Source organism: Pseudarthrobacter sp. NPDC058196 (genome assembly GCF_042882685.1).
Lineage (GTDB): Bacteria > Actinomycetota > Actinomycetes > Actinomycetales > Micrococcaceae > Arthrobacter.
The window spans coordinates 540,205-559,710 of record NZ_JBHVVN010000001.1 but is presented as its reverse complement, the minus strand read 5'-3'; the positions used below and the strand labels follow the sequence as shown (position 1 = coordinate 559,710).

General features: G+C 64.9%; 17 protein-coding genes. 5 read left to right on the top strand and 12 right to left on the bottom strand.

Annotated features, from left to right (window positions below):
- Nucleotides 1-95: 95 nt before the first annotated feature.
- The 5 genes from ACFVVC_RS02600 to ACFVVC_RS02580 form a co-directional block, all read right to left on the bottom strand.
- Complete coding sequence (locus tag ACFVVC_RS02600) at nt 96-1,682, bottom strand: LCP family protein (protein WP_387448773.1); 1,587 nt, start codon at nt 1,680-1,682, stop codon at nt 96-98.
- A 96-nt stretch (nt 1,683-1,778) separates the two neighbouring features.
- Entirely contained in the window at nt 1,779-2,738 is a 960-nt protein-coding gene (gene era / locus ACFVVC_RS02595; RefSeq protein ID WP_387448770.1) for a GTPase Era, read from the bottom strand.
- Complete coding sequence (locus ACFVVC_RS02590; RefSeq protein WP_387448767.1) at nt 2,722-4,053, bottom strand: hemolysin family protein; 1,332 nt, start codon at nt 4,051-4,053, stop codon at nt 2,722-2,724. The genes era and ACFVVC_RS02590 overlap by 17 nt, the downstream gene beginning before the upstream one ends.
- Nucleotides 4,050-4,523, bottom strand: coding sequence for an rRNA maturation RNase YbeY (gene ybeY, locus ACFVVC_RS02585; protein WP_387448764.1), 474 nt, complete (start codon nt 4,521-4,523; stop codon nt 4,050-4,052). The genes ACFVVC_RS02590 and ybeY overlap by 4 nt, the downstream gene beginning before the upstream one ends.
- Nucleotides 4,520-5,608 (bottom strand): PhoH family protein, encoded by a 1,089-nt coding sequence (locus tag ACFVVC_RS02580; protein ID WP_026264475.1) that lies wholly within the window; start codon nt 5,606-5,608, stop codon nt 4,520-4,522. Before ACFVVC_RS02580 ends, ybeY begins: the two co-directional genes overlap by 4 nt.
- 419 nt (nt 5,609-6,027) lie before the next feature.
- On the opposite strand from ACFVVC_RS02580, the gene ACFVVC_RS02575 reads away from it, so the two are divergent.
- A complete protein-coding gene (locus tag ACFVVC_RS02575) occupies nt 6,028-6,912 on the top strand; it encodes a GerMN domain-containing protein (RefSeq protein WP_387448886.1) in 885 nt (294 codons plus the stop codon).
- Here ACFVVC_RS02575 and ACFVVC_RS02570 read toward each other — a convergent pair.
- The 3 genes from ACFVVC_RS02570 to hrcA form a co-directional block, all read right to left on the bottom strand.
- Nucleotides 6,899-7,675 (bottom strand): 16S rRNA (uracil(1498)-N(3))-methyltransferase, encoded by a 777-nt coding sequence (locus ACFVVC_RS02570; RefSeq protein WP_387448760.1) that lies wholly within the window; start codon nt 7,673-7,675, stop codon nt 6,899-6,901. The two genes, ACFVVC_RS02575 and ACFVVC_RS02570, sit on opposite strands and share 14 nt — an antisense overlap.
- A gap of 2 nt (nt 7,676-7,677) precedes the next feature.
- Nucleotides 7,678-8,805 (bottom strand): molecular chaperone DnaJ, encoded by a 1,128-nt coding sequence (dnaJ, locus tag ACFVVC_RS02565; protein WP_387448757.1) that lies wholly within the window; start codon nt 8,803-8,805, stop codon nt 7,678-7,680.
- An 84-nt stretch (nt 8,806-8,889) separates the two neighbouring features.
- A complete protein-coding gene (gene hrcA / locus ACFVVC_RS02560) occupies nt 8,890-9,903 on the bottom strand; it encodes a heat-inducible transcriptional repressor HrcA (RefSeq protein ID WP_387448755.1) in 1,014 nt (337 codons plus the stop codon).
- A 171-nt stretch (nt 9,904-10,074) separates the two neighbouring features.
- Here hrcA and ACFVVC_RS02555 point away from each other — a divergent pair, with 171 nt between their 5' ends.
- Both ACFVVC_RS02555 and ACFVVC_RS02550 read left to right on the top strand, forming a co-directional pair.
- Nucleotides 10,075-10,926, top strand: coding sequence for a DUF3097 domain-containing protein (locus ACFVVC_RS02555; protein WP_387448752.1), 852 nt, complete (start codon nt 10,075-10,077; stop codon nt 10,924-10,926).
- A 119-nt stretch (nt 10,927-11,045) separates the two neighbouring features.
- Nucleotides 11,046-11,456 carry a DUF4870 domain-containing protein gene (locus ACFVVC_RS02550; protein WP_387448749.1) on the top strand — a complete coding sequence of 137 codons (411 nt, stop codon included), beginning with the start codon at nt 11,046-11,048 and terminating at the stop codon, nt 11,454-11,456.
- Between the two features lie 2 nt (nt 11,457-11,458).
- Here the strand turns inward: ACFVVC_RS02550 and hemW are convergent, their stop codons facing one another.
- Together hemW and lepA are read right to left on the bottom strand one after the other, a co-directional pair.
- Nucleotides 11,459-12,688, bottom strand: a complete 1,230-nt coding sequence (gene hemW / locus ACFVVC_RS02545) for a radical SAM family heme chaperone HemW (RefSeq protein ID WP_387448747.1) — start codon at nt 12,686-12,688, stop codon at nt 11,459-11,461.
- A gap of 25 nt (nt 12,689-12,713) precedes the next feature.
- Complete coding sequence (gene lepA / locus ACFVVC_RS02540; protein ID WP_387448744.1) at nt 12,714-14,570, bottom strand: translation elongation factor 4; 1,857 nt, start codon at nt 14,568-14,570, stop codon at nt 12,714-12,716.
- A gap of 178 nt (nt 14,571-14,748) precedes the next feature.
- Here lepA and ACFVVC_RS02535 point away from each other — a divergent pair, with 178 nt between their 5' ends.
- Together ACFVVC_RS02535 and rpsT are read left to right on the top strand one after the other, a co-directional pair.
- Nucleotides 14,749-15,240 (top strand): type II toxin-antitoxin system PemK/MazF family toxin, encoded by a 492-nt coding sequence (locus ACFVVC_RS02535; RefSeq protein ID WP_387448740.1) that lies wholly within the window; start codon nt 14,749-14,751, stop codon nt 15,238-15,240.
- Between the two features lie 169 nt (nt 15,241-15,409).
- A complete protein-coding gene (gene rpsT, locus ACFVVC_RS02530; protein ID WP_285242965.1) occupies nt 15,410-15,670 on the top strand; it encodes a 30S ribosomal protein S20 in 261 nt (86 codons plus the stop codon).
- 165 nt (nt 15,671-15,835) lie between these two features.
- On the opposite strand, the gene holA is transcribed toward rpsT, so the two are convergent.
- Complete coding sequence (gene holA / locus ACFVVC_RS02525; RefSeq protein WP_387448736.1) at nt 15,836-16,852, bottom strand: DNA polymerase III subunit delta; 1,017 nt, start codon at nt 16,850-16,852, stop codon at nt 15,836-15,838.
- 181 nt (nt 16,853-17,033) lie between these two features.
- Complete coding sequence (locus ACFVVC_RS02520; RefSeq protein ID WP_387448733.1) at nt 17,034-19,388, bottom strand: hypothetical protein; 2,355 nt, start codon at nt 19,386-19,388, stop codon at nt 17,034-17,036.
- Nucleotides 19,389-19,506: the final 118 nt, after the last annotated feature.

Sequence of the window (19,506 nt, the reverse complement as noted above, 5' to 3'; positions counted from 1 at the left end):
CCAAATTCCGGGAAAGAAGCAGGCCCCGCCGGTACCGGCGGGGCCTGCTGTATGGTTACGGGCGCCTTGGACACCCCCGGGCAAGGTGCTCCCTGCTACTGCCGGACGATCAGCGCAGGGTTTGCCTGCTGGCAGACCTTGTCCCCTGCGGTCTGGTTGACAATGTCGGACGGCAAGGCTGGCGCGCCGGAACCGAAGGCCGTGCCGGTGGTGAAGTCGCTGCCCACATACACCTGCACGCCTTGGATGGCCGGCAGCGGAATCATCTGTTCGGCGGGAATTCCCAGCAGGGTGGCGACGTCGGTGGCCACATCCGCGAAATCGGGGCCATAGTACACGGCCGTCTTTGCCACCGGCTGGGCCTGGAACTGTGACGTTGCGGCGAAGCCGCCGTTCACCAGGGCCTGGACAAGCTCCTGCGCCCGTCCGGGTACGCCACTGCCATTGGCCACGGTGACGGGCTGGACCGCCTTGTTGTAGGGCGGTACCGGCACCGCCGTCTGGGTCGGCGAGGGCGACGGCGACGCGGACTCGCCAGGTGTCGGCGCGGTGGTGGTGGGGGCCGTCGGGTCGGTCAGGTCAACGTTCTTCCGGAGGGCGGAGAAAAGCTGGGCGCCCGCAGGTTCGGCGATCACCAGGCGGTTGGGGTCGGTGGGTGCAGGCGTGGTGGGCACGGCGACGAACGCAACCTTGCTGATGTCGATGTTCTTCAGCCGGTTGCCGATGGTGAGGAGGGCCGGAACGGAGGCAAGCCCGTTGTCCACGGTCAGGTTCTGGGTGACGACGTCGGCGATCTTGAGCATCTTGGCTGGGTCGGACAGCGTCCCCTCGTCCTTGATCTTGCGGGTCAGCGAGGACAGGAATCCCTGCTGGGCCTTGATCCGGCCCAGATCCCCGCCGTCGGCGAACGCGTGGCGGGTACGGAGGTAGGAAAGGGCCATTTCACCCTGGACGGACGACGTCCCCGCGGGGAGGCGAAGCCCCGAGTCGGGGTCGAAGACGGCGTCGCTGATGCATACATCCACACCGCCGACGGCGTTGGAGAGTTCCTTGACGGCGTTGAAGTCGGCCATCATGAAGTGGTCCACCTGCATGCCGGTGAGCTTGTTGACGGTATCCACGGCACAACCGATGCCGGCCTCGCCCATGGCCTCATTGATCATCACGCCGCTGCGGGCAGGATAGACCTTGTTGGTCTTCTGGTCGGTGCACTGCGGGATATCCACCAGGAGGTCGCGCGGGAAGCTGATGACGTTGACGCGCTTGTTGTCCTCGGAGATGTCCATCAGCATCATCACGTCCGACTTGCCGTAGCCGGTGGAATCGTCGGCGGTCCCGTACTGGGAGTTCTTGCCGTCACGGGTGTCCGAACCGAGGATCAGGATCTGCATCCGGCCCGTGGCATCGTTGGCGGGCGATTCGGTGCTGCCGCCACCGGCGTTCAACGGCGCCTTCGAAATGTTGCCCTGAAGCCGGAAAAACCAGAAGCCGGCAAAAGCGATCCCGCCTACCAGGACTATCGCCACCACGCCGGTGAGGATCTTCAGCCACAGGGGCATGGTGCGGAGCGGCCCAAGGTGGCGGGCCGCCCCTGCGGCACCGCCATCCGCGTGCCGGGATACCGGTCCCGGTCCGGCTGAGAGGTCAGCCTCGTTGTCGCGTTTGTCGCGGCCTCGACCCACGTGGTGAACCTTCCTCTTAATACAAAATCCGGTCCATTTTAGTGGTCCAGGCTGGACATGTGGCGGGACCGCTCCATTGGGCGCCCTGTTGGCGGGTCAGAAACCCAGTTTGACCAGCTGCTTCGGGTCGCGCTGCCAGTCCTTGGCTACCTTGACGTGGAGGTCCAGGTAGATGCGCGTCCCCAGTAGCGCTTCGATGCCCTTGCGCGCATTGGTGCCCACTTCACGCAGTCGGCTGCCGCCCTTGCCGATGATGATGGCCTTCTGCGAGGGCCGTTCCACGTAAAGGTTGACCCGGACATCCAGCAGCGGGTTGTCATCGGGACGGTCTTCCCGGGGAACGATCTCTTCGACTACGACAGCCAGGGAGTGCGGAAGCTCGTCCCGGACGCCTTCCAGCGCCGCCTCCCGGATCAGTTCGGCCACCATGACGGCCTCGGGTTCGTCCGTGAGCTCGCCGTCCGGGTACAGCGGAGGCGACGGCGGCATGTGGCTGATCAGCACGTCGGCCACGGTGTCCACCTGGAAACCATCGGCGGCTGAGACGGGGACGATGTCCTTCCAGCCGTCCTCCCCCATCACCTCGCGGCCAAGGGCCGCAACGGCCAGGAGTTGCTCGGTCAGTGCCTGCTTGTCCACCAGGTCAGCTTTGGTGACGATGGCGATGACAGGTTTACGCCCGACGGCGGCAAGTTGTGTGGCGATGAACTTATCACCAGGGCCGATCTTCTCGTTGGCCGGCAGGCAGAATCCGATGGCGTCGACTTCGGACAGGGTGTCGGCGACGAGGTCGTTGAGGCGCTTGCCCAGCAGGGTGCGTGGCCGGTGCAGCCCAGGGGTGTCGACAAGGATCAACTGGGCGTCCTCACGGTGCACGATGCCCCGGATGGTATGCCTCGTGGTCTGCGGTTTGGCTGACGTGATAGCCACCTTCTTGCCCACCAGCGCGTTGGTCAGCGTGGACTTGCCGGCATTCGGCCTGCCGACGAGGACCGAAAACCCTGCGCGGAAGCCGCCGAAATCGTCCGGCGCCGCATCCTTATTTTTCTTGCTCACGTGGAACTCCCTGCTGGGTTGATTCGGCCTCTTCCAGGAGGCCTTCAAAGTCAGTTTCTACTCTTGGTACGGCCGCCGCAATGATGTGGCTGACCCTGTTGCGCCGGCCTTCCAGCCGCTCAGCGCGCAGGGACACTCCCTGGACTTCCACGCTGCTGCCGACGATCGGGACCCGTCCGAGGGCCTTGGCCAGCAAGCCACCGACGGTGTCCACCTCGTCGTCGTCGAGCTCCAGGTCGAAAAGTTCGCCGAGATCGTCGATGCCCATCCTGGCGCTGACCCGGTAGGAGCCATCACCCAGAGCCACGGCCTCGGCGCTCTCGGTGTCGTATTCGTCCACGATCTCGCCCACGATTTCCTCGATCAGGTCCTCCAGCGTGACCAGCCCGGCGGTACCGCCGTACTCGTCAATAACGATCGCCACGTGGGTGGATTCCTTCTGAAGCTCGCGCAGGAGGTCACTGACGGGTTTGGACTCCGGCACGTAGCGCACTTCCCGGGCCAACGCCTCGACCACGGGTGGCTCCTCACCGGCTTCCAGCTGGTGGATGACAGCTGCAACATCCTTGAGGTAGATGATGCCCAGGATGTGGTCGGTGTTCTCGCTGATCACCGGGATGCGTGAATATCCCGATCGGAGGAACAGTGACATCGCCTGGTGGAGGCTGGAGCCGGCGTCGATGCTGACGATATCGGTCCGCGGCACCATCACGGCCCTGACCAGGGTGTCGCCGAAGTCAAAGACCGACTGGATCATCTCCGCCTCGGTGTCCTCGATCATGTCGGATTCACTGGCCCGGTCCAACAGCTCACGGAATTCCTGTTCACTGAAGAAGGCGTCGTCCCCTCCCGGGGCTCCCGGGGCCGCAGAACTGCCCAAGGCCACGAGCCAACCGGGAATGGGGCCCAGCACACTGGTGAGGAACCGGACCATGGGGGCAGTGAACCGCACCACGGTTGTTGAATGCAGCCTACCGAGCTGTCGGGGTGAGACCCCTACGATCACGAACCCGAGAACGGCCATGATGCCGGTGGCCACCAGGCCTGCCAGCCAGACGTTGTCCAGGAGGCTGGCCACCAGGACGGCCACGGCCACGGCCGAGGCCATCTCGAACCAGACACGCCAAAACCGGAGTGCCCGGGTGTGTGCCACCGGCTCCGCGAGGATACGCCGCATGGCTGTTCCGCGGCTCTTGTGCAGTGCCGCTTCCGCATCGTGCCGGGGAAGGAAACTGAAGGCGGCCTCGGCCGCTGTCAGCAAGGCCGCGACGGCAAGGAATACCAGTGCCACCGCGACCAGGAGCAGTTGCGTCACTGGGTCGTCTCGGCGGGTGCTTCTTTGCCGGTGAATCCGGTCAGGAGTTCGCGCTGCAGGCCGAACATCTCCGCCTTCTCCTCCGGTTCCGCATGGTCGTAGCCCAACAGGTGGAGGATTCCGTGCGTGGTCAGGAGCAGCATTTCGTCCTGGAGCGAGTGGCCGGCGTTCTTGGCCTGGACCTTCGCAACCTGCGGGCAGATCGCGATATCGCCCAGCATGCCCTGGGGCGTGGGCCGCCCCGGGGTGCCGGGCGTAAGTTCGTCCATGGGGACGGAGAGCACATCCGTGGCGCCGGGCTCGTCCATCAGTTCAATGTGCAGCTTTTCCATGGCCGGTTCATCCACCAGGAGGATGGACAGCTCTGCCTGGGGATGGATGTAGAGCTGTTCAAAGACGTACCGCGACAACGCTATGAGTTCGGCTTCTTCGACGTGGACGCCGGACTCGTTGTTCACCTCGATGCTCATGCGTGTTCCCCCCGCTTTTCCCTGTTGACTGAGTGTTTGACGCGGTTCCGCTGGGCTTCGTCCCAAACGCTGTAAGCGTTGACGATGTCCCCCACCAGCCGGTGCCGGACGACGTCCGCGGCGTCCAGGACCGAGAAGTTCACATCCTCGATGCCCTGCAGGATTTCCTCCACGATCCGCAGCCCGGAACGCGTACCAAACGGCAGGTCCACCTGGGTGACGTCTCCCGTCACCACCATCTTGGAGCCGAACCCAAGGCGGGTGAGGAACATCTTCATCTGTTCCGGGGTGGTGTTCTGGGCCTCGTCAAGGATGATGAAGGCGTCGTTGAGTGTCCGGCCGCGCATGTAGGCCAGGGGTGCCACCTCGATGGTCCCGGCGGCCATCAGCCGAGGGATGGACTCGGGATCCATCATGTCGTGCAGGGCATCGTAAAGCGGCCGAAGATACGGATCGATCTTGTCGCTCAGCGTTCCGGGCAGGAACCCAAGGCGCTCCCCTGCCTCTACCGCAGGGCGGGTCAGGATGATGCGGCTGACTTCCTTCTGCTGCAGGGCCTGGACAGCTTTGGCCATGGCCAGGTACGTCTTGCCGGTACCTGCCGGTCCGATCCCGAAGATCACCGTGTTGGCGTCGATGGCGTCGACGTAGTTCTTCTGGTTCAGCGTTTTGGGGCGGATGGTCCTGCCGCGGCTGGAGAGGATGTCATGGGTGAGGACGTCCACCGGGTTCTGCAGTGACTGGGTGCGCAGGAGCGCCACCAGTTGCTGCAGCACGGCGGGGGTGATCACCGTGCCGCGGGCCACAAGGCCACGGACCTCCTGGAGGAGCCGCATGATCCGGGGGACGTCGCTGGCCGGCCCGCTGATGGAGAGCTCGTTGCCGCGCACGTGGAAATTGACGTCCGGGAATTGGACTTCGATGAACCGCAGCGCTTCATCGTGGCTGCCAAGTGATTGAACCATCTGGTCCGAGTTCTCGAACAGGACGACTTCGGTCCTGGTGCCCGGCAGTGAGTGGGGAAACTCCCCCGGGCTGCCGTCGCCTGTGTTGAGCCGGCGCTTACCATTTGCTGATTCAGTCATGGTGCTGGCCCGCAGGCCTGTGGTCCCCTCGAAGTTCTTCAATCCAATTTTCCGTGCCGGAGGGGGTGCCCGTTGCACGGTGCTCCTCGCCCAGCGATCCTTTCATCTTACGCCAGCAGGGGGCGGCGACGGGTACGGCGGTTCGCTGCATATCCCCGCGGGCACGGCGGTTTGGTATCAACTTCATATCGGCCTCATATCGTTCCCGTTGCAGTTGGGGCGGTACGGCCACAGAACCGCTGCGCGGCCGTACCGCTGTGTAATGCTGGAAATCCAGCAACTGCTGGAACTCCAGGCCGCCAGGGGATCGGCCCGCCACGCCACGAAAGGACAAGGGCAAGACAGTGCCGGATACCTCTGTGCCCAAAAGGACAGGCCAAACGAAGGGCCGCTTGCGCCCGGCTGTCCTGGCAGGAGTCCTGGTGCTGGTTCCCATTCTGGCGGGCTGCACCGCAGAAGGCGGTCCATCGCCCACCGGCACCCTTGCTTCGGTTCCGGCGACCGGCGGGAGCATGCCGGACGCACCGTCCACGAGCGCCCCGCTGGAGACCACCCAGTCGTCCAACAAGGCGCCCGTGTACTGGATCGGCCGCAGCGGCGGCAACATCTTCCTGTACCGCGAATTCCGCGACGTCCCAGAGCAGGACAACCCGGTAACGCGGGCCTTGCGCGCCATGATGTCGGAGAAGCCGCTCGACCCCGATTTCTTCACGCCATGGCAGAACCCGGACAAGCTGGCCACCTCGATTTCAGGCAAAGACGTGATCACCGTGGACGTGTCGGCGGACGCGTTCAACAGCAACCTGGACACCGACATGGCTGCCCGCGCTATCCAGCAACTGATCTATACGGCCACCGCGGCGGCCGCGAGTTCGGGGCTGGTCGACACCAGCCAGCAGGTCCGGGTCAGGATCCTCGTGGACGGGCACACGGACTACGTCGCGTTCGGGAAGGTCCAGTTGGGCGCCCTGATGACGCGCGCCGCAGGCCTGGTGGCGCCTGTCTGGATCATCGATCCGCAGGAGAATACCGAGGTCCCGGCCGGCAGCGTGAAGATCTCCGGCCGCAGCACGTCGCCGGGAGCCAAGCTCCACTGGCAAATCCTGCAGGTTGCGGACAACGGCGGGGGCAAGACACCTTTCCTGACCGGCGAAACGACGACGGCCGCTGAACAGGGCCAGGCGGGGGCCTTCACGCTGGCCCTTAGCCTGCCTGCCGGTGACTATGAACTCCACGTGGCGCAGGCCGGATCCGGTGGAGAGCCGGACCGGAACGAGGACACGCGGTCCTTTAAGGTGCGCTAGCCCAGCGCCCCAGGATGTCGCTGGCCAGCACGACGGCGGCCGGGCCGGCAGTGGAGGACCGCAGGACGTGGTGCCCCAACAGGGCCGTCACGGCGCCGTTGTCACAGAGTCTCGTCACCTCGCGGGGACTGATGCCGCCTTCGGGCCCAACGATCAGCAGGACCTCGCGGGGCCCGATACCGGTATTCCCCTGCCATCCTTCAAGGACAGTGCGCAGGGGACGGACAGCGTCTTCGTGCAGGATGACGGCCAAGTCCGCGGCCGCCACGGCGTTGCAGAGCCCGGAAGTTTCGACGGCGTCCCGGACCTCTGGAATCCAGGCGCGGCGGGCCTGCTTGGCGGCAGCGGCAACGGCCGACTGCCATTTGGCGTGGGCCCGGGCGGCCCGGTCCCCTTTCCAGCGGACGATGGACCGTTCGGACTGCCAGGGTATGACGGCATCGATGCCCAGTTCCGTTGCTGTCTCAATGGCCAGTTCGTCCCGGTCGCCCTTGGCCAGTGCTTGTGCCAGCACCAGCCGGACCTCTGGCCTGTCTTCGGCCGCCACGGAACCGCACTCCACTTCCAGTGCGGATGACGATGCTGACGCCACCTTGCCGGTCATGCGGGCGCCGGCGCCGTCCACTATGTCCACGGCCTCCCCCGGCGACAAGCGCTTCACAGTGACTGCATGCCGGGCTTCAGGTCCCTCCAGGACGAAGACCTGACCGGGAGCCAGGCCGTCCAGCGAGCCGGGGCTGGTGAAGAATACGGGGTTGCTCACCGCTACAGGTTACCGAGCCGGTCCCGGAGCTTGGCGAACATGCCGCCGCTGGCAGCGAGCTTACCCTCGGTGATCTGTTCTCCGCGAAGCTTGGCAAGCTGGCGCAGCAGGTCCTCTTGCGCTGCGTCGAGTTTGGCGGGAGTGTCGACCTGGAGGTGGACTTTCAGGTCACCGCGACCGTAGCCCCTCAGGTGGGTGACCCCCAGCCCGCGGAGGGTAATAATCTCGCCGGACTGTGTACCGGGCTTGACGTCAATCTCCTGGCTGCCGTCGAAAGTTTCCAGGCTGACGTCCGTGCCGAGGGCGGCCGCGGTCATGGGGATGTGCAAAGTGGCGTGCAGGTCATCGCCTTCGCGCACGTAGGTGGCGTCGTTGTTGACCCGGATCTCCACATAGAGGTCGCCCGCCGGGCCACCGGCCGGGCCGGCTTCGCCCTGGCCGGAGAGCTGGATGCGGGTTCCGGTGGCAACACCGGCGGGGACCTTGATGGTCAGCGACCGGCGGCTCCGGATGCGGCCCTGGCCGCTGCATTCGTTGCAGGGATCCTTGATGACCGTGCCGAAGCCTTCGCAGGTGCCGCAGGGCGCCGCCGTCATGACCTGGCCAAGGATGGAGCGGACGGCCCGCTGGACCTGGCCGCTGCCGCCGCAGATATCGCAGCGCTCGGGGTGCGTGCCGGGGCGGCAGCATGATCCGTCGCAGGTGGGGCAGACGACGGCGGTGTCCACTTCGAGCTTTTTGTTGACGCCAAAGACGGCGTCGCGAAGGTCGATCCTGACGCTGATGAGCGCGTCCTGGCCCCTGCGCACCCGGGACGCCGGACCGGACGTGCCGCCGGCGCCGAAGAAGGTGTCGAAGATGTCCTGGAACGCGAACCCCTGGCCCGCGTAGCCGGCGCCGCCGAAGCCGTTGTCCGTTCCGTTCTCATTGCCGGTGGTGTCATAGATGCGGCGCTTCTGCGGGTCGGAGAGGACCTCGTAGGCGTGAGTGACTGCCTTGAAGCGTTCGGACGCGTCCGCTCCGGGGTTTACGTCCGGGTGGAGGGTGCGGGCCAGTTTGCGGTAGGCCTTTTTGATCTCTTCGCCCGTAGCTTCGGGGGAGACTCCAAGGACGTCATAGTGGCTGCTCAAAGTTCGTATCTCTTCCTTGTTGTACTGCGTGCAGTTGGCCCCGGTGTCCGGTCCGCCAGCCGGAGGTGCTCCGGCAACGGAGGATCAGGGCCCCAAAATCCTGGAAAGGTAGCGGGCTACGGCCCTGACGGCGGCCATGGTGGTGGGGTAGTCCATCCGTGTGGGGCCAAGGATCCCTACCTTGGCGGCGCTGTCAGGGCCGTAGCCTGTGGCCACCACGGACGCCTCAGCGAGGCCATCGTAGGGGTTCTCCCGTCCAATGCTGACGGCCACGCCGCGGTGGTCCTGGGCCATTTCGCTCAGCAGCCGCAGCATCACCACCTGCTCCTCGAGGGCTTCGAGAACCGGGCCGATGCTGAGGGGGAAGTCTACGTTGGATCGGGCCAGGTTGGCCGTTCCGGCCATGACCATCCGGTCTTCCCGGCTGCTCTGGGCCAGGACCTCCAGCCCAAGCGCCAGTGCGTGCGCGGCCTGGCGGTGAGGGTGCGGCGTGGCGGCGACGACGGCGGGCAGGGCCTGGGCGAGGCGGCTCAGTGACGTTCCGCCCAAGGCGCCGAGGAACCGGGTCCGCAACTCCGCCAGCGCCTCGTCGCCGAGGTCCTGGCCGACGTCGATCACGCGCTGCTCAACTTTGCCGCTGTTGGCAATCAGCACCACCAGTACTTTACGCGGGGCCAGCAGCACGAATTCGATGTGGCGGACCAGGGCCCTGCTCAGGTGCGGGTACTGGACCACTGCCACTTGGTTGGTCAGCTGGGACAGGAGGCGGACCGTGCGGTCCAGGACGTCGTCGAGGTCGTCCGCGCCTTCCAGGAGTGACTGGATGGCACGCCGCTCTGCTGCCGACAGGGGCTTCACCGCCGAGATTTGGTCCACAAACAGGCGGTAGCCCTTGTCCGTGGGAATACGCCCTGCGCTGGTGTGCGGGGCGGTGATCAGGCCCTCATCTTCCAGTGCCGCCATGTCATTGCGGATGGTGGCGCTGGAAACGCCGAGATGATGACGCTCCACCAGCGCCTTTGAGCCGACGGGCTCGCGGGAGTGGACGTAGTCCTCCACGATTGCCCGCAGCACTTCCAGTTTGCGTGGCTCGCTCACTCTCCACCTCCATCCAGGTCCGGGCTCGTGCCCCGTCCGGTGCCGCCCAGGGGTTAGCACTCGACATGCCTTAGTGCTAACAGTCTATTATGCCTCGCCCCGTTGTTAGCATTGGTACCGCTCCGGGCGAAACTCGGGGGGTGAGGACCTAGTGCGAGGCGGATCGAATCCATGGATTACCAGAATTGGGGCCCCCGCGGGATTTCCGCCCCTCCCCGGACCGAGCTGCCGGAGGTTCCCGTGGAGCGCGGCATGGTGCTCGAGGATGTCCAGTCCGGATGGGTTGGAGCTGTCACGCGGGTGGAGAAGTCGGGCGGAATGCATGTGGTGGCCTTGGAGGACCGGCGCGGAAAGTCGCGTTCCTTCCGGCTTGGTTTCGGGTTCCTCCTGGAGGGCCAGCCGATCCGCCTGATGCCGCCTGCGCCCGCCCGCGCTGTTGCCGGTCCCGCCGCAGGGCGGACCGCTTCCGGGTCGGTGCGGGTTGCCGGGCAGCGCGCCCAGGTGGCAAAGGCCAGCCGGATCTGGGTGGAAGGCAAGCATGACGCCGAGCTTGTGGAGAAGGTGTGGGGAGATGACCTTCGGCTGGAAGGCATCGTCGTCGAACCCCTGCACGGCATCGACGACCTCACGGCGGCCGTGGCGGCCTTCAGGCCGGGACCTGGGCGGCGGCTTGGGGTGCTCGTGGACCACCTGGTGCCCGATTCCAAGGAATCGCGGATTGCCGACGCCGTGATGGCGTCCCCAGGCGCCGCCGGAAATGTCCTTATTGTCGGCCACCCCTACGTGGACGTGTGGCAGGCTATCCGCCCATCTGTCCTGGGCATCCAGCAGTGGCCGACGATTCCCCGCGGGCAGGACTGGAAGACCGGCATCTTGAAAGCCTTCGGCTGGCCGCACTCCACGAAGGAAGATATTGGCCTGGGGTGGCAAAAACTCCTCGGTGCCGTGCGCTCGTACGCCGACCTGGAAGCATCGCTGCTGGGACGGGTTGAGGAAGTGATCGATTTCCTCACCGTGCCCTGAGGGCTGCTCCTGCCCCGCGACCCAGTATTCTGGATACTGCGATGCCTTGTTTTTGGCAGCGTTGCACCGACCCCTCATTAGTCATCAGCACCACTTGCACCCCAGAAGGAAAACAGACTGTGGCAGAAAACGCACGTGATCACAGGGATGGCCAAGGCCGTTCCGAGTACCATGGCGTCCCCGCCAATGCGCTCCCGCTCACGGCCAGCGAAGACCGCCAATGGGCCACGCTGGCCCACTTCGGCGGGATCCTGGGGTGCGTTCCTTCCCTGCTGATCTACCTGATCTTCAGGGACCGGGGACCATTCACCGCGCAGGAATCGAAGGAAGCGCTGAACTTCAGCCTGCCGCCCACCATCGCCGCGGTCCTGGCCAACATCCTGGTGTTCATTCCCTATGTGGGCAACATCTTCGCTGTCATCGCCACGCTGATCTGGGTTGCGCTGACCTGCTTCTCGGTGGCCGCAGGGATCCACGTCAACCGGGGCCAGCCGCACCGCTACCCGTACAACCTGCGTTGGCTTAAGTAGCGCTAGTCGGGAAGGATCCTGCGGACCACGGCGTCCGCCAGGAGCCGGCCCTTCAGGGTGAGGACCAGCCGTCCGTGGAACGCCGCGGCCGGTTCCACCAGGCCGTCCGCGATCAAGCCCGCCACTTCATGGCGGCCCAAAGTGCTGAGCGTCGAGACATCGAGCCCTGACTGCAGCCGCGCCTCCAGCATCACCCGCTCCAGCCTCCTGGTGTCCGAATCCAGGGTTTCCCGGCCCGCAGCCGGCGAAAGGCCCTGCGAGAGCCGGTTGGCATAGGCCACGGGGTGCTTGACGTTCCACCAGCGCACCCCGCCCACATGCGAGTGTGCGCCCGGCCCTATCCCCCACCAGTCGTCGCCCCGCCAGTAGGCCAGGTTGTGCCGGCAGGCCTGCTCCGGTGTCCGTGCCCAGTTGCTGACCTCGTACCAGCCCAGCCCGGCTTCGGTGATGAGCTCGTCGGCGAGCTCGTACTTGTCGGCGTGGTCGTCGTCGTCGATTCCCGGGACCTCGCCGCGCCGCATCTGTGCGGCGAGCTTGGTGCCGTCCTCGACGATCAGCGCATAGGCGCTGATGTGGTCGGGCTCGTAGGACAATGCTGTTTCGAGGGAATACCGCCAGTCGGCAAGGGATTCCCCGGGTGTGCCGTAGATCAGGTCCAGGCTGACGGCAAGTCCCGCCTCCCGCGCCCACTGGACCACTTGCGGAACCCGGCTCGGGGTGTGGGTGCGGTCCAGGACCTTCAATACGTGCGGGACGGCGGATTGCATGCCGAACGACACCCGGGTGAAGCCGGCTTCCTTGAGGATGGCCAGGGATTCGGGCGTGACAGAATCGGGATTGGCCTCGGTGGTGACCTCCGCGCCCTCCTCGATTCCCCACTGGTCGATGGCGGCACGAAGGATCATGGCGAGGTCGTCGGCCGGCAGGAGCGTAGGCGTGCCGCCGCCGAAGAAAACGGTGCTGAGCTTGCGTGCCGGGACGCCGGAACCCTTCAGTGCCTGCGCGGCCAGCGCCACTTCGGCGACCGCCGTTCCCGCGTAGGCATCCTGGGAGGCGCCGCCGCCGAGTTCCGTGGCCGTATACGTGTTGAAGTCGCAGTACCCGCAGCGCACGGCACAGAACGGGATGTGGACATACAAGCCGAAGGCCCGTGCCGCCGCACCGTCCGCTGCCTGCGCAGGCAGCAGGCCGTCCGACGGCGCCGGGTCGCCAAGGGGAAGGACGCTGGGCATCAGCGGGTCCCCCGCTGCGCGGTGGTCACTTCTTCTTGGCCTTGTCCTTTGAATCGTCCGTGGTGAGGGCCGCGATGAACGCTTCCTGCGGAACTTCCACCGTGCCCACCATCTTCATGCGCTTCTTGCCCTCTTTTTGCTTCTCCAGCAGCTTGCGCTTGCGGGAGATGTCGCCGCCGTAGCACTTTGCCAGCACGTCCTTGCGGATGGCGCGGATGCTTTCACGGGCGATAATCCTGGAACCGATGGCCGCCTGGATGGGCACCTCGAACTGCTGCCGCGGGATGAGTTCGCGCAGCTTGCCGGTCATCATCACGCCGTAGGCGTAGGCCTTGTCCTTGTGCGTGATGGCACTGAACGCGTCCACCTGCTCGCCCTGGAGCATGATGTCGACTTTTACCAGGTCGGCTGCCTGGTCACCGTCAGCCTTCCAGTCCAGGGACCCGTAGCCGCGGGTCTTGGACTTCAGGATGTCGAAGAAGTCGAACACGATCTCGGCCAGCGGGAGGCGGTAGCGGATCTCCACCCGGTCCTCGGACAGGTAGTCCATGCCGCCCAGGACGCCGCGGCGGGCCTGGCAGAGTTCCATGATGGCGCCGACGAATTCGTTGGGCGCCAGGATGGTGGCGGACACCATGGGTTCGCGCACCTCGGCGACCTTGCCGGTGGGATACTCGCTGGGGTTGGTCACCTGGACCACCTTCTTGTCCTCCAGCGTGACCTCGTACTCAACGTTCGGTGCGGTGGAGATGAGCGCCAGGTTGTATTCGCGTTCCAGGCGCTCACGGGTGATCTCAAGGTGGAGGAGACCCAGGAAACCCACGCGGAAACCGAAGCCCAGGGCGGCTGAGGTTTCCGGTTCATACACCAGGGCGGCGTCGTTGAGCATGAGCTTTTCGAGGGCGTCACGGAGTACCGGGTAGTCGGCCCCGTCCAGCGGATACAGGCCGGAGAACACCATGGGCTTGGCGTCAGCGTAGCCGGGCAGGGACGTGGCCGCCGGCTTGGCCAGGTTGGTGACGGTGTCGCCCACCTTGGACTGGCGCACATCCTTAACGCCGGTGATGAGGTAACCCACTTCACCGACGCCGAGGCCCTTTGACGGCGTGGGTTCCGGGGAGCTGACCCCGATTTCCAGCAGCTCGTGCGATGCCCTGGTGGACATCATCTGGATGCGCTCACGGGGGTGCAGCATGCCGTCCACGACGCGGACGTAGGTGACCACGCCGCGGTAGGTGTCATAGACGGAGTCGAAGATCATGGCACGGGCCGGCGCATCCGGGTCGCCCTTCGGGGCGGGCAGGTCGCGGACGATCTTGTCCAGGAGGGCCTCGACACCTGCGCCGGTCTTGCCGGATACGCGCAGGACGTCCTCCGGGTCGCCACCGATGAGGTTGGCCAGTTCGGCTGCGTATTTCTCCGGCTGCGCTGCCGGAAGGTCGATCTTGTTCAGCACCGGGATGATGGTGAGGTTGTTCTCCATGGCCAGGTACAGGTTTGCCAGTGTCTGCGCCTCGATACCCTGGGCTGCGTCCACCAGGAGGATCGCACCCTCGCAGGCCGCCAGGGACCTGGAGACCTCGTAGGTGAAGTCCACGTGGCCCGGCGTATCGATCATGTTCAGCGCGTAGCTGACCCCGTCCACTTCCCATGGCATCCGCACGGCCTGGGACTTGATCGTGATGCCGCGCTCACGCTCGATGTCCATCCGGTCCAGGTACTGGGCCTTCATGTCGCGCGCCTGGACAACCCCGGTGGACTGCAGCATCCGGTCAGCCAGCGTGGACTTGCCGTGGTCAATGTGCGCGATGATGCAAAAGTTCCGAATAATTGCCGGATCTGTCGCGGCGGGCACCGGTGCGGTGCGGGCCATGGGAGACACGCAGGGTCCTTACTGTTGGCATTGTTCGCAGCCAACCGGCAGGCAACCCCAAAGGTGCCGGGCGGTGTGGCCGCACATCTTGAACACCCAGTGTCCCACGTCCCGGGCCGCGGCACCGCATCCTGCCGCGCCACAGCGGGCCCATTCCGCCGGCCGCGCATGGCTATAGGGTTTCAGGATGGCTATCGACCTCCGCTCCCTGGCTAACGCCGTCCGCCGCGGCCTGCGCATGCTGCAGTTACGACCCCCCACCGAGGCTCCCCCCGTGTCCGCCTATCCAGGTGACTTCACCGGCAGGTCCGCCGTGCGGTACGCACCCCGGCCCGACGGCGACCCGGACCCCGGTGAGGTGGTGTGGACCTGGGTCCCCTACGAGGAGGACCACAGCAAGGGCAAGGACCGGCCCGTGCTGCTGGTGGGACGGCACGGGCCATATCTACTGGGCCTGATGATGACAAGCAGGGACAGGGTGGCGCCAGGCACGGCCTCCGACCTTTACGTGGACCTTGGATCCGGCGCATGGGACAAACAGGGCAGGGCCAGCGAGGTCCGCCTGGACCGGGTCCTGCAGATCAGGCCGGACAGCGTTCGGCGTGAGGGCGCCGTCCTGGACAAAATGCGTTTCGAGAAAGTCGCATCCGGGCTGCGCCGGCGGCACGGCTGGACATAGGCGCCGGAAATGGCCAGTCCCGGCCCTGACCTGCTATTCTTTATTGCTGTGTGTCCGTGCAGGTCGACGGTCACTGATGGTTGGCCGCCATAGGTATCCCCACGCCGCTCAGTCAAGGCCAGCTGGAAAGCCCTCTAGACCATTTCCGCATTACAAAGAGAGTTCACACGTGGCGAATATCAAGTCCCAGAAGAAGCGCATCCTGACCAACGAGAAGGCACGCCTGCGCAACAACGCAGTCAAGTCTGAGCTGAAGACGGCCATCCGCGCCGTCAACACCGCCGTTGATTCCGCTGACAAGGAAGCTGCTACTACTGCGCTCGTTTCTGCCAGCCGTAAGTTGGACAAGGCTGTCAGCAAGGGTGTTCTGCACAAGAACAACGCAGCGAACCGCAAGTCGGCGATCTCCAAGAAGGTCAACGCACTCTAAGGTTTCCAGTTCCCGCGAACTGATGGTGTGGCCGGTACCGCAAGGTGCCGGCCACACGCGTTTAAGCGGCGGCCTGCCAGGCAGCGGGCATAGTGGCAGGCAGCCTGCCCTGCCCGCCGGGAGTGGGATGTCCAGGTGCGTCGCCGGCAGTTGGATATGCCGGCGCTACCTGCCTTGGACCGACATGGCGATTACGGTCACGGCATGTTCCACAGCGTAGACAGGGTCCCGTGACAGGCCCTTGACCTGGGCATCGGCCTCTGCCGTGGCCTGGATGGAACGCACCAGGCCTTCGGGGGTCCAGCGGCGGACGTCCCGCTGGGCCTGTTCAACCAGCCAGGGCTGCATTCCGAGTTCCGCAGCAATCTGCGCGGATGATCCTGACGCGCCGGCCACCCGCGCCACCGTCCGCAGTTTTGCGGCGAGGGCGGCCACCAGGGGTACCGGATCCGCGCCCGTGGCGAGGGCGTGGCGCAGCGTGGACAGCGCCAGAGGCGCGTTTCCCGCCATGGCGGCGTCGGCCACCTTGAAGGCGGTGGCTTCGATGCGCCCTCCGTAATACCGGTCCACAGTCTCTGACGTGACGGTAGTGGTGGCGTCAGCGATGAGTTGGCTGCAGGCGGCAGCGAGTTCGGACAGGTCTGCACCCACTGCGTTCACCAGGGCCTGAACGGCGTCCTGGTTGATCCGGCGGCCCGCTGCCTTGAATTCCGCCGTGACGAAAGAGATTTTGTCAGCGTCCTTCTTCATGGGCTGGCAGTCAACGACGGGCCAGCCCCCCTTCTTGACGGCGTCGAGCAGCTTTTTTCCGCGGGCGCCGCCGGCATGTCGCAGCACGACGACGGCATCCGGCTCGGGATGCTGCAGATAGTCCAGCGCGTCGGCCAGGAAGGCTTCGTTCATGGCTTCCACAGACTCGACTTCAATGAGTTTGCTCTCGCCGAACAGCGAGGGACTGACCTGCATGGTCAGGGCCCCCGGCTCATAAGCGGCGGCGTTGATGCGGCTGAGTTCGACGTCCGGCGCCGCCGCCCGGACTTGCGACCGGACCCTGTCCATGGCACGGATGCCAAGGTATTCCTCCGGCCCGGTGACCAGGACGATCTGCGCCGGGGTGACGTCCCGCCAGGAGGCAGCGTTCGACGCCTGAGAGCGGGTGTCGCGTTTTTGCGCAGCGGCCATCGAAGGTCCCTTCCGGAGGTTTAGTGCAGTATCCCAGCCTGCCATGTCCGCGCCTGCGCTCCAAGCTGCTGAAGATATGGCCGATGCCCCTACCGGAGGCCCGTCCTGGTAACCCGGGAAAGGCCTCCGATGCGACTGGCCTACACCGCTGCCGACGGCACGGCCGCGCACACGCTTCCCTCTAATAACTGCTGTAAGTGAGCTTTACCTTGCCGTCCTCAAGGGAGACATTGGCACTCATCGAAACTGAGGTTGTATCCGTCGCCGGCTTCCATTCAGCTGTTCCGAAACCGTATGAATTGTCCCGTTCGTAGCTGACAGTCGCTTTCCCCGGAGTCTGTGTACGAATACGCCAAGGGGAAGGCCCATAGGGATCCTTGCTGATACTGAACGTGGGTTTCGACGTGAGTGTCCAGTGGAAGTTCCGTGAATAGCGCGAGGAACTGTAGTTGTCGAGCGGGCAATTGGCCGGCTGGGCCTCGGTGGACTTCACACACTCGGCAAGATAGGCGTCGATCTGTGCCATCGCTTCAGACTTCAGGGCGTCAGAGGCGTCCACCTTGAGGCTGGCGGTAGGCGGCGCCTGAGCGCCCCCGATGTCGACCAGCGCAGTCGATTTTTGTGCCTTCAGATATCTCTCCGACGACGGCAATTCCACCGTGTACTCCCCAGGTAAAGCAGGCAAAGTCACACTTGAAGAGGCGGAACTACCTCCAGCCAGACCAACGTTCAGCTCCTGCCCGTTGACCAGCACTGAACTGACGGGGGTGTCCGAGGTGATGGTCAGGCTCCGGAGCGGGGACGACTCCAATTTCCAGTGGTCGTCCAAGAGCTCAGGGTTCGCCTTGCGGAGTTTGAAGGCAGTCTGTTGCCTGCGTCCGTCCTGGCGCACGTCGGCAACAACTGTGGCGTTGTCCTCGGAGATCTTCGTGGAAGTAATTTCGAAGCCATCAATCCGCTTGCCGGCCTTGGCGTAGATCTGGTCCGAAAGCAGGATCCTTTGATCGTTGGCCAGACCGGGATCGGCCAGTGCCATCGCTTTGGAAGCCTCGCCGTTCTGAAGTGCCTGGAGGTAGCTGTTCACAGCCACATCGGGCCCGTTGTTGCCCTTGATCACGTTAACGGTAACTATTGCGCCGACGCCCAGGACCACCACAAGACCGACTGATCCCAGAATGAGTCCAACCTTGCGTTTCGTGCGGACGGACATCGGCTCCCGCGGCGCCAGCGCAGGCTGGTCGCCAGCCGTTGCATACCCGCTTGAACCAGCGGCCGGGGCAGTTGCGCTCTGCGCAGTCGCAGCCGGCTGAGCGGGAGCGATCCTGCAGGCGACAGCCAACGGGACGTACCTGCTCAGCTGTGGTGCTGCATAGCGCGCTGACGCCTCCGTTGCACCGCCCCAGAGCAGCAAGAAGAACGGGGTCCACCACGCCGGCGCCATGCTGCCGGCGCCCGAGGCGAGCGAACCTGCGTCGAACGTTCCCATAACACTGCTGAACCACGTCATCAGCGTTCCGGCAACGAGGAATGCGGCGGGCAGCATCGCCCAGTCCGCGATCTTGTTGCCCACCAGCGGTCCGCGGCGCAGGTACCAAAACACGGAAGTTACCAGGATTGAAATCAGGGCCAAGAGCAGCAGCAGCCAGCCAGCCCAGCCCGGGATGCCGTACTGGGCCAAGGCACTTCCAAAGCCGAAGCTAATGTCTGAACCTGAAGTATTCGACGATGAAGCCACTGAGGAGCTGAAATTCCAGGTGCGGCTGACAGCACTGAGATGACCCAGGCCAAACATAGAGAAGCCAACCGTCGGTGCCCACAGCGGAGCTGAGAGCGTGGCCTGCCAGCCGGACTTGACGCCGAGGATAACCACGACAACGGGGATGGCAATGGCCAAAAACACGCCGTAATGCACGGCAACGGCTTCAAAAGCCCGGCGGAATGCTGCGCGTTCCCCAACGCCTGTAGCGGTACGGGGCCGGACAGATGCCCGCCCCGCAAAGGTTGCGAGCACTCCGATGACCAACGCAAACAGGACCGAACCAAATGTCACTGCCCCGATCGGGCTGACCTTCACTCCTGCTACCGGAAAGGATATGGCGAAGAGTGCCCCGCTCACATTGACCAGGAGAGTGAAGACCAGGCCCGTAACTGCCGCCTGGATCCAGGCTCCGGCTCTCGAATGGGCCGCGGACCGTTTCGCGGCGAACCGTCCACCCAGAAACAGCACCGCAATCGACACGGCCGTCAGCAGCAAGGGGACAGCGAAGAAGGAAGCTGATCCGTGCACGTTCCCCATGAACGGGATGGTCGCGTCGATGCTTGAACCGAGAGCGCCAAGCTGGCTCATGACGACCACTTGGACAGCCAGTTGGCCCATCAGGGACCACGGCGAAGGCATTGTGCCACCACTGGGAAGCATGGAATTTGACGGTAATTCGGTGTTCCCACCGTTACTGGCGCTGATACCGATCAGGGCCAAAATCAGGAAAAGGACTGCGGTGATCAGAACCGTTATATAGGAAATGGCCCCGCCCAAGGCCCCGGGAATCAAAGTTTTGTAGTCGAAAGACTTCAGCAGTGTGGACGCCGGTGCAGCGCCCGTCCCAGGTCTTGGAAGGCCAGCGTTCCCTGCGCTGGCAACTGGCCGCCCGTCA

Bases quoted from the DNA above. Each gene is read 5' to 3' on its own strand.
- ybeY (WP_387448764.1), bottom strand. From the start codon at position 4,523: ATGAGCATCGAGGTGAACAACGAGTCCGGCGTCCACGTCGAAGAAGCC.
- ACFVVC_RS02580 (WP_026264475.1), bottom strand. From the start codon at position 5,608: ATGACTGAATCAGCAAATGGTAAGCGCCGGCTCAACACAGGCGACGGC.
- ACFVVC_RS02555 (WP_387448752.1), top strand. From the start codon at position 10,075: ATGGATTACCAGAATTGGGGCCCCCGCGGGATTTCCGCCCCTCCCCGG.
- hemW (WP_387448747.1), bottom strand. From the start codon at position 12,688: ATGCCCAGCGTCCTTCCCCTTGGCGACCCGGCGCCGTCGGACGGCCTG.
- ACFVVC_RS02535 (WP_387448740.1), top strand. From the start codon at position 14,749: ATGGCTATCGACCTCCGCTCCCTGGCTAACGCCGTCCGCCGCGGCCTG.
- holA (WP_387448736.1), bottom strand. From the start codon at position 16,852: ATGGCCGCTGCGCAAAAACGCGACACCCGCTCTCAGGCGTCGAACGCT.